This is a genomic window from Halobellus captivus, from assembly GCF_003697845.1.
GTDB classification, from domain to species: domain Archaea; phylum Halobacteriota; class Halobacteria; order Halobacteriales; family Haloferacaceae; genus Halorubrum; species Halorubrum glutamatedens.
The window spans coordinates 24825-33130 of record NZ_RDQE01000018.1 but is presented as its reverse complement, the minus strand read 5'-3'; the positions used below and the strand labels follow the sequence as shown (position 1 = coordinate 33130).

The following is an 8306-nucleotide window of genomic DNA, read 5'->3' as shown; positions in this document are numbered from 1 at the left end:
ACGACGCGCAGAAGATCCACAAGCAACGACCGATCCTGCAAGAGACACTCGCTACCGCTACGCAACCGAGGTGCGAGTCTTAGCTAAAGACGAATGGTAGTAGGCATAGACGCCACCGGACGGTGGATCGACCACGACAGTATCGAGTCGCTGAACACACAGCTCGAAGCCGGACACGTTCCGCTCGGTTGATATTTCAATGTGGTCCAGCCCCATCCGGCTGTCAAAACCATCCATCACAAACCGGGCCTTGTCTGTGAACCACGAATGCTGGTTCTTGACCACAGCATCCCCCCGGCAGAACGGATCGACAGAAATGGAACCACCGCCACCCCCGGCATCATCCTCCTCATCCTCCTCTTCTCTATCATACCGGACAGTGATATTGTCCCGTGTCCACCCGCCGTCAGTCCAGGACAACACACCGCCGTTGTACCGTTGTGCTACTCTCGTCCCTCCACGATCAACGCGATAACTGCCCGCCTCAATGCTTGCGAACCCATTGATACGGAAAACGACATTATCCGCAGTATCATTCGGCTCAACCTGGAACGTGAGAAAGTCTTGTGCCTCAGTCACCGGACGAGACACATTATAGTCAAACACAGTCACATTCACACTCCCACCGTCGTCCGCATAAATCGAGATATTCCGCTCACCGATACCCAAGGTATCATTGTACCCGGCCAGCTGGGAGATGTTGAACGTCTGCTCGTACCCCCAGGTGATGGAGGTATTGCTGTTCGGTAGGCCGAACGTGTCGCCCTGTTCAATCGTTACGTTTGCTGCAGATGCTACTGGCACACATCCCAAGACAAAGCCCAGGATGAGCCATACCCGGAGGTCAGGAATCGTCCTCACAATCAGTCACCGAAATTCGGGGGAAAAGGACCGAACCATTAAATACCAAGCTACCTACATAAATGTTTGGTCGGTAACAGGCGGACAACGATTCTGAAGACCTCAAAGCACGCATCCACGAACTCGAAGACGAACTCCAGAAGCTCAAAGAGGAAAAGCGACAGGACGGTACTGATTCTGCCGCTGTCGACGAGGAGATCAAAGAAGTCCACGACCAGATCCGGGACGAAGCCGAGCACTCCGGGATGAGCCGCCGCAAATTCATGAAAGCCATCGCCGGCGGCGGGGCGGCATTAGGGGCTGCCGCGATGATGCCATCGGCTGCCGCATTAGATATCGAATCCAACAATCCGCTCAGCTACAACGATAATTTCTCAGTCGGTACCCAAGGCGAACTCGACCTTCAGGGTAACAATATCAGCGATGTTGGCTCAATCAATACGTCATCGGTAACTGCGGAGAACCTAAATAACGACCGCATTCACGACACCTCTGGTCGCTATCTCGGCACGCTCAGCGGAGAGAACGATGCTCAAGTCCTCATCGACGCGCTGACTGATCGCGTGTCAGGAGCAGGAATAATCCTACCCGACCCCGGTTTCGCACTCGACTGGGAGCAGCAGGTAGACCTCCCGACGGAAAGCGACTTCGTACTGCAGACCGAGGGCCGCCCGACTCTCGTGCCGAGCAGCGATTTCTCGGATACGGCGGCGATCCACCTCCCCGAGGGTGGCGCTGAGCGGATGTATCTCGACAATCTGTACGTGAAAGACGAGCACGGCGTGCTGACGTGGGGGTTATACTTCAACGACCTACGCAACTCGACGGTGTACCGCCCGCACATCTTCAACAGCCCCGGCATCCGTATGGAGGCGGAGAACAACTGGTCGAACACCAATATGTTCTTCTCCCCGGCAGTAATTATCGGTGCCGAGTGGCAGGTCGAGAACCGCAACGGCGGAACGGGCTACCTGCTGGGCGACTCGAAAACGAACACCGTAGACCAGAACTTCTTCCTCTGCCCGTACTACTCGGCGACGGCAGACTTCACGGAGGACGACCTCGGATGGGACATCCGGGGCAAGCATAACAACATCATCCGGTCGCGGATGGAGTTTGCAGGCACCGCTGTCGAGGTGTCGGGGAAGAACTACCACATTGAGGCGAACAACTGGGACCGAGTTCATATGATGGAGAACTGCATCATCGAGAAGGAAGACGCCTACGGACGGGCGATTATCCAGGGTTCCGGTGCGCTCGCAAAGTCGCGCATCACCTCCCCGATCACCGAGTTCGAGGTCGTGGGCGACCACAAGGGTTCAGGCTCTCCCCGTGCGGGCCTCGGCAACCTGTTCGACGCGCTCGACAACCTCACGACAGCACACACGCTGTCGGCTCTCGGGCTGCGTGATAACAGCACGAACGGCAGCATCTCCATCAACCCCACATTCTTCCAGCACCCGTTTCTGCGGTTCAACACGGGCGCGTCGGCAGGGAATACTGCCGTGCTCGACACCGGATCCCAGTCGATGAAAACGCAGTCGTGGCCTGCGGCGGTGATGCAGTTCGAGCCGGGGGGAGCTGCTGCGAAGTCGAACGTGGTGGTTCGCTACGGGTACTTCAGCGACGCGGGTAACCGGGCGGAACTAGTGTACGACCCCGGCAACACGCTCGGGGACCACACCAGCGACAACTGGTATTTCGAGGTGGAGACGAGCGGGACGCTGCGCGACCGCCTCGACCTCGGGGTGGCCCCCGCGGAGAAGAATATGCTCGCGCTGAACCGCGTGGACAGCGAGAACGGTAACCCATACTGGGAGGCCGCCATCGACGGCGCGAATATCGAGCGTATCCGCGAGGGCGACGCTACTGCGAGTTCGGGGAGGTTCCGGTGGTACGTTGAGACCATGGAGGCCGCCAACAAGGACTGGCAACTGGCGACGCAGTACGGCGGGAATCTCTACCGGCTGTAACACGGGACTCTCTTTTTTCCGGGCAAGAACCGGTCACAGCAGCAGAATCTACACCACCTCATCTCCACCTTCTTCGACGGCATCTTCAGCACCGTTATGCACGAAATCATCTGCCAACGCCGCAAAGCAAGGACATACGACGACGTCATTGAAGACGAGCTAGACTTGACTATCCACTTTTTATCGCCTTCTACACCCTCTGCTACGCAACAATCGCAGAATACACCCAGTCACCGACGTCACAGATAGGATGACGTAGTGAATCTGTACGAGATATTCTATGTGGCGAGGTCGATGGCTTTGACGGCGATTTTGCCCGGTGTGCCGGAGTTTTGTTCGAAGCGATAGACATCATAGTCGGTAAAGGTGGTGAGGGTGGTGTTATAGTTGTCGTGATTCGGGGTTCCTGCTGGATTTTGTCTTGGACGGCGGTGAAGTTCTGGCGTCATGAGAAGATGATGGCGGCGGCGTGGGTGTCGCGGACGGTGAGATTGCCGAGCAGCTGGTCGATAGCATCACGGTAGCCTTGTGGCCCTTTTCAGAATTTGCATTTGGCGATGAATAGGTTCTCGTTGTTGTGGCGGAGGCAGATGTCGGTTCTGCCGACATCGATGACTGAAGATATATAATATCCAAGTGTCACATTATGTATAGACGATGAGTTTAGTTGGATTGAATGAGGCGCTCCTGATTGGCGCGGGTCTTGTCGTGCTGTTTTGGGGGCCGAAGAAGTTGCCGAAGCTGGCCAGGAGTTTGGGTCGGTCGAAGCATGAGTACAAGGAGGCAGTCTCTGAGGCGAAAAAGGAGTACGAGGATGCCGTGCCTGATGCTGACTCGGAAGTCGAGGACGCGAAGGCAGGCTGAGGACTGCCCTGTCATGGAGTGAGTTGATCTCGGAATGGCTCATGCATCGGATGATCCGCATAGTCTTGACTATCACCTGCAGGAGTTACGACAGCGGTTGAAATACAGTGTCGTCGTCTTCGCCGTGACCGCGATCGGCGGGTTCCTCGTCTCTGGTCGTGTCCTGTCGTGGTTGCAGCGTGATCTTGTTATTCCGCTGAATGCGTTTGTGCCGTATGAGGCGTTGTATACTCAGGTGATGATCGCGTTGTTGATCGGGGTGATTGTGGCTGTTCCGGTCCTGTTGTTCGAGGTGCTTCGGTTCGCCAAGCCAGGTTTGCGAGATCAGGAGTACAGGACGGTGCGGAATTTCCTGCCGTTTTCCTACATCTTGTTCCTTGGTGGGTCCGTCTTTGCCTACGAGTTCATCGCGACGAATGCGTTGCAGTTTTTCCAGTCGTTTACTGCCTCGGCCGATGTGGCCTCGGTCTGGGGGTTGCAGGCGACGATCAGTTTCGTGCTCCGGATCTCGGCGTTGACCGGTGCCTTGTTCCAGCTGCCGGTCATCGCTGCTGTCCTCGGGATGGCTGGTCTTCTCACCAGCGAGCAGATGCGTCGGTACAGGTCTCATTTCATCGTCGCAATCCTGGTGGTTGCGGCCGTTGCGACACCGCCCGACGTCCTCACACAGGTCCTGATCGTTGGACCGGTCATCGGCCTGTATCAGGTGAGTATCTGGCTGGTCGGCCGGATCGAGGATTGAGGTCCGGGAACCGTCGAGAGAAGCAGAGACGAATGGTTTTAACCGGTTCCATACGTGTCCTTCAGACAAGGACAATGCCTGAGAGTGAGACTGAGTATATCGAGTACTACCCGTCGGGATGGACCGAAGAGATCCACGACGAGTACTATATCGAGTGGATCTACGATGCTGATCCGACGATCTTCGTCCGCCTTGACGGGACGATGGGCGATGATGCGTATTCTGTCATCCCGATCACCGGTGTGAACGAGGATGGGGAAGAGTTCGTGACGAGACCGCTCGATCGGCTTTCACGGGAGGAAGCATTCGAGGTGGCAGCGACACTCATCTATGCGATCAACGGTACTGCAGGGCGTCTCAACGGTGAGGCCGAGTTCACAGGCGACACGGACGACGCGTCCTGATCCCGACATCTTGGGCCGGTCGTTCACTCCGCTGTCTTCCTTTCTTCAACGGAAACCCGGTGTCACCTGACGTGTAACCATCTACCTCTCCACTTGGTGGGACAGTCAGGTGAATCATCTGCGATGCCAGAGATCTACTATTTGCAATGGGATGACGAGGACAACGTCGACGCCCGTGACCGGTTCCACGAGTACCACCTTGAAACACCAAAGACGCTGAGCTACACGGAGTTCGATCAGCTGTATGACCCGGTTGCTGAGGTCGAGGCCGATGACCTTAATGAGATCTACCGGGAGTGGAACCGTGGAAGCGGGTACGAAACAGAGAAATTCCTCAGCCAGCAGGTGCGGAGCATGTCGGTCGGGGACATCGTCGAACGCGACCACGACCACTACATGTGTGCTTCCATCGGCTGGGATGAGGTCGACATCATCGAGGGTGGATACCGATAGTCCTTGACTACGGTGACCTTGCTGCCGTCAAGACGTACCGGGCAGTTTCAGACCCAGTGGTGGTCCACGAACCGACAAAGGAGTACGCACCTGACCCGGGCAATGAGCTCTACACCGATGTGCGGAAGGCACGGCTCAAACAAATTATCGAGACACCGCTGGATGAGCGTATCTCATACGCAAGTTGGCCGGAGACCGTTGCGTACCTCGAACCTGCCAGCAAGGACAGACGGTACACCACAAAGGACTTCGAGGAGGCGTACCGGCACAGTCTCCGAACGTACCTCGATGAGTGGACACCGCTTGACCCCGATGACCAGCCCGAACCACTGTGCAACGATCCCGACCTTGACGATGCCCAAGCAGGAGCCCTGGGCGAGCTGCGGTACGGGATCAAGAAAGACCGGGACAAGTACTTCGTCGACAACGTCTACGACGACCTCGCCATCGAGACCGTCCCTGAGGAGTTCTGGTTGAACCACTACGAGCAGCAGGCAGACCAAACCCACATCAACGAATACAGCCAGGCCGCCTTGGCCGGGTTCACCGACCTGTAGCAGGGTGATCGCCTGTCAACGAGGACAGGAAGACGGGGTACCAGACGGGTAGTGACAGCGACCGATACGATGATCGGTTGGTCGATGAGTTCGGCCGGACCCTGGAAGAACAGATCCAGGACGATGTTGCCTGGCAGTACACCATCGACCGCGACCTGTACCGCGACCAGTCACCGCACGACCGGCTGTATGTCACCTACGACGACGGTGGACCGCAGTACAAGGTGTTCGAGTACTTCCCCAAGTGGCACTACGACCACACCATCGAGGTCCTCGAGGACGGGTACGAGAACATCCTCCCAGAGAACTGGCCATAACGGAATACCCTGAGGTGAATACACAATCGAACGCAACAATGACGATGAACGGTACATCGAACAGTACGACCTCCACCTCCCTGAGAATCACACCCTGGAGATCGAGTACATCGAACGAGACGACTGGGACGGGATGACCGATCCTTGCCCCGAATGCGGTGGAACCGAGTTCGACCACATGCAGTACGAAGGCGGACACTACGGACAGTACCAAGGCACGGTCATCCAACGGACCGACTACTGGGACCAACACGGCAGTCTCTACACTGCCTGCAAAGACTGTGATGAAGTCCTGTACAAGAATCCAGCCTACGACGTGCTCGAAGCCGTTGAGACAGGCGACCTCAACCTCCACGATACCTACGACTGACACCCTTCCCGTCCGCTTGGATCCGGGAATTAAGTATTCACAAGAGAACACTCCGGTATGGCCAAGATAAGCGTGGAGATTCCCGATGAACTCCTCGCAGACCTCGACGAGCACGTCGGCGACGACAAGAAATTCGTGAACCGCAGTGACGCCATCAGAGCCTCAATCCGGAAGGCACTCGATATGCTCGATGAGATCGATGCACGCCACGGCCGCCTCGAGCCTGACGAATGACCCCCTGTAAGAGACCCACTCGGGGTCAGTCGCTATAGCTCGGTCGTTCCTTGTACTCGATCGGATCCTCGACGCCGGCTTCCTGGAAGGCTTTGAGCCGGTAGGCACAGGCATCACAGGTGCCACAGGCCGGTGCCTCATCCCGGTAACAGCTCCACGTGACCTCGTACGGGACGTCCAGTTCCAGGCCCCGTTCCGCTATCTCTGTCTTGCTCCAGTCAACGAATGGGGCCACCAGCTCGATCGAGGTTTCCGGTTTCGTCCCGACATCGATGACCTGCTGGAACGCATCGAAGAACTCGGGGCGGCAGTCCGGGTACCCTGAGTAGTCCTCGCTGTGTGCTCCAATGTAGACCGCTTCGCAGTCGTTCGCCTCGGCGTACGAAACCGCCATCGAGAGCAGGTTGGCGTTCCGGAACGGAACATAGCTGGACGGGATCTCATCGCTGTCGAGGTCTACCTCGTTGACCTCGATACTGTCATCGGTCAGGCTGGAGGCTCCGATCCGGGCCAGGTGGTCGGTCTCGATGTGGAGGAAGTCAGCGACATCCATCCGTTCGGCAAGCTGGTGGGCACAGTCGAGCTCCTTGGATTCGGTCTGTTGGCCGTACGATGTGTGGAGAAAGTACAGGTCATGACCCCTGTGTTTCGCCTCGAACGCTGCCGTCGCACTATCCATACCACCCGATACAAGGACAACAGCTCCGTTCCGTTTCTCGTTGGTTGCAGTCGTCATCGTTGAATGTCTCTATGTTCCTGGTGCGTCGTTCCAGAGATCGACTTGGAGCCGTGGCGTGTACTGGTAGCCGTGCTCCAGGGCCATCTCTGCAGTCAGTTCCCGCGTCTCGTTCAATCGTTCCTGTGTCGCCCCCTCCGGCATCAACAATACATCCGAGTCTCGGACCACAGCATCTGTCGACGTCCGAACCCGGTCTACCAGCTGGTTGATCTCCGGCATATCGTCCCGGTCCGTGATGACGAATTTCAACTGGAACTCGTAGTCCTCGACCAGTTGGGACAGGACATCGATATCGATCCGTCGTTCGTCATGCCGACCCGCCCACTGGCCGTCCTCTTTCGGATCTTTCTCCGGGGTCGGTGTACTGCTTGCGAGTTTGGGGCTGATACTCGCTAAATCGATCGACGCGTCAGGGTAGATCGTGCCGTTGGTTTCGACGGTTGTGTGGTACCCGGCGGCACTGAGCCGGTCCAGCAGTTCCTCTGTCTCATCGTGGATCAGTGGTTCACCGCCGGTCACCACGACGTGGTCTGCCTCATCGTGGTCTTTCACTTCGTCGACGACGGACTCGAGGTCGAGCCAGGCATGGGTCGGTTCCCAGCTGGTGTGGTAGGAATCACAGTACCAACACCGCAGATTGCAGCCACTCGTCCGGATGAAGACACTCGGCACACCGGCTAGTTTTCCCTCACCTTGTAACGAGTAGAACAGCTCGTTGATCGGGAGCGACCCCGCCGTGTCCACGTCGTCCAGGTTTCCGTCGACATCCGTATCAGCGTTGACCGGCATACG

Annotated in this window: 14 protein-coding genes; 9 read left to right on the top strand and 5 right to left on the bottom strand. The window is 57.1% G+C overall.

The window, feature by feature from the left end; genetic code table 11:
* Nucleotides 1–57: 57 nt before the first annotated feature.
* Both EAO78_RS16280 and EAO78_RS16275 read right to left on the bottom strand, forming a co-directional pair.
* Nucleotides 58–861: a hypothetical protein gene (locus EAO78_RS16280; protein ID WP_122106840.1), complete on the bottom strand. Its 804-nt coding sequence runs from the start codon at nt 859–861 to the stop codon at nt 58–60.
* A gap of 50 nt (nt 862–911) precedes the next feature.
* A complete protein-coding gene (locus tag EAO78_RS16275) occupies nt 912–1100 on the bottom strand; it encodes a hypothetical protein (protein WP_122106839.1) in 189 nt (62 codons plus the stop codon).
* A gap of 6 nt (nt 1101–1106) precedes the next feature.
* Here EAO78_RS16275 and EAO78_RS16270 point away from each other — a divergent pair, with 6 nt between their 5' ends.
* Entirely contained in the window at nt 1107–2834 is a 1728-nt protein-coding gene (locus EAO78_RS16270; RefSeq protein WP_122106838.1) for a twin-arginine translocation signal domain-containing protein, read from the top strand.
* Between the two features lie 278 nt (nt 2835–3112).
* Here the strand turns inward: EAO78_RS16270 and EAO78_RS17975 are convergent, their stop codons facing one another.
* A complete protein-coding gene (locus EAO78_RS17975) occupies nt 3113–3283 on the bottom strand; it encodes a hypothetical protein (RefSeq protein WP_162498089.1) in 171 nt (56 codons plus the stop codon).
* Between the two features lie 208 nt (nt 3284–3491).
* Between EAO78_RS17975 and EAO78_RS16265 the strand changes: the two genes are divergently transcribed.
* The 8 genes from EAO78_RS16265 to EAO78_RS16230 all read left to right on the top strand — a co-directional run bounded on the left by EAO78_RS16265 (nt 3492) and on the right by EAO78_RS16230 (nt 6775).
* Nucleotides 3492–3698 carry a Sec-independent protein translocase subunit TatA/TatB gene (locus tag EAO78_RS16265; RefSeq protein ID WP_122106837.1) on the top strand — a complete coding sequence of 69 codons (207 nt, stop codon included), beginning with the start codon at nt 3492–3494 and terminating at the stop codon, nt 3696–3698.
* Nucleotides 3699–3732: 34 nt separating this feature from the next.
* Nucleotides 3733–4440, top strand: coding sequence for a twin-arginine translocase subunit TatC (gene tatC, locus EAO78_RS16260; protein ID WP_122106836.1), 708 nt, complete (start codon nt 3733–3735; stop codon nt 4438–4440).
* Between the two features lie 74 nt (nt 4441–4514).
* Complete coding sequence (locus EAO78_RS16255) at nt 4515–4844, top strand: hypothetical protein (RefSeq protein WP_122106835.1); 330 nt, start codon at nt 4515–4517, stop codon at nt 4842–4844.
* A 123-nt stretch (nt 4845–4967) separates the two neighbouring features.
* Nucleotides 4968–5297 carry a hypothetical protein gene (locus EAO78_RS16250; RefSeq protein ID WP_122106834.1) on the top strand — a complete coding sequence of 110 codons (330 nt, stop codon included), beginning with the start codon at nt 4968–4970 and terminating at the stop codon, nt 5295–5297.
* Between the two features lie 56 nt (nt 5298–5353).
* Nucleotides 5354–5854 (top strand): hypothetical protein, encoded by a 501-nt coding sequence (locus EAO78_RS16245; RefSeq protein WP_122106833.1) that lies wholly within the window; start codon nt 5354–5356, stop codon nt 5852–5854.
* Nucleotides 5855–5931: 77 nt separating this feature from the next.
* Entirely contained in the window at nt 5932–6171 is a 240-nt protein-coding gene (locus tag EAO78_RS16240) for a hypothetical protein (protein ID WP_238987742.1), read from the top strand.
* 178 nt (nt 6172–6349) lie between these two features.
* A complete protein-coding gene (locus tag EAO78_RS16235) occupies nt 6350–6541 on the top strand; it encodes a hypothetical protein (RefSeq protein ID WP_136516530.1) in 192 nt (63 codons plus the stop codon).
* A 57-nt stretch (nt 6542–6598) separates the two neighbouring features.
* Nucleotides 6599–6775, top strand: coding sequence for a ribbon-helix-helix domain-containing protein (locus tag EAO78_RS16230; protein ID WP_122106831.1), 177 nt, complete (start codon nt 6599–6601; stop codon nt 6773–6775).
* 25 nt (nt 6776–6800) lie between these two features.
* Here EAO78_RS16230 and queC read toward each other — a convergent pair whose 3' ends face one another.
* A complete protein-coding gene (gene queC / locus EAO78_RS16225) occupies nt 6801–7511 on the bottom strand; it encodes a 7-cyano-7-deazaguanine synthase QueC (protein ID WP_122106830.1) in 711 nt (236 codons plus the stop codon).
* Between the two features lie 12 nt (nt 7512–7523).
* Nucleotides 7524–8303 carry a 7-carboxy-7-deazaguanine synthase QueE gene (locus EAO78_RS16220; RefSeq protein ID WP_122106829.1) on the bottom strand — a complete coding sequence of 260 codons (780 nt, stop codon included), beginning with the start codon at nt 8301–8303 and terminating at the stop codon, nt 7524–7526.
* Nucleotides 8304–8306: the final 3 nt, after the last annotated feature.

What these genes read in the sequence shown, in the direction of transcription:
- EAO78_RS16270 (WP_122106838.1), top strand. Translation starts at nt 1,107, where the DNA reads ATGAGCCGCCGCAAATTCATGAAAGCCATCGCCGGCGGCGGGGCGGCA.
- EAO78_RS17975 (WP_162498089.1), bottom strand. Translation starts at nt 3,283, where the DNA reads ATGACGCCAGAACTTCACCGCCGTCCAAGACAAAATCCAGCAGGAACC.
- EAO78_RS16265 (WP_122106837.1), top strand. Translation starts at nt 3,492, where the DNA reads ATGAGTTTAGTTGGATTGAATGAGGCGCTCCTGATTGGCGCGGGTCTT.
- tatC (WP_122106836.1), top strand. Translation starts at nt 3,733, where the DNA reads ATGGCTCATGCATCGGATGATCCGCATAGTCTTGACTATCACCTGCAG.
- EAO78_RS16255 (WP_122106835.1), top strand. Translation starts at nt 4,515, where the DNA reads ATGCCTGAGAGTGAGACTGAGTATATCGAGTACTACCCGTCGGGATGG.
- EAO78_RS16250 (WP_122106834.1), top strand. Translation starts at nt 4,968, where the DNA reads ATGCCAGAGATCTACTATTTGCAATGGGATGACGAGGACAACGTCGAC.
- EAO78_RS16235 (WP_136516530.1), top strand. Translation starts at nt 6,350, where the DNA reads ATGCAGTACGAAGGCGGACACTACGGACAGTACCAAGGCACGGTCATC.
- EAO78_RS16230 (WP_122106831.1), top strand. Translation starts at nt 6,599, where the DNA reads ATGGCCAAGATAAGCGTGGAGATTCCCGATGAACTCCTCGCAGACCTC.
- queC (WP_122106830.1), bottom strand. Translation starts at nt 7,511, where the DNA reads ATGACGACTGCAACCAACGAGAAACGGAACGGAGCTGTTGTCCTTGTA.
- EAO78_RS16220 (WP_122106829.1), bottom strand. Translation starts at nt 8,303, where the DNA reads ATGCCGGTCAACGCTGATACGGATGTCGACGGAAACCTGGACGACGTG.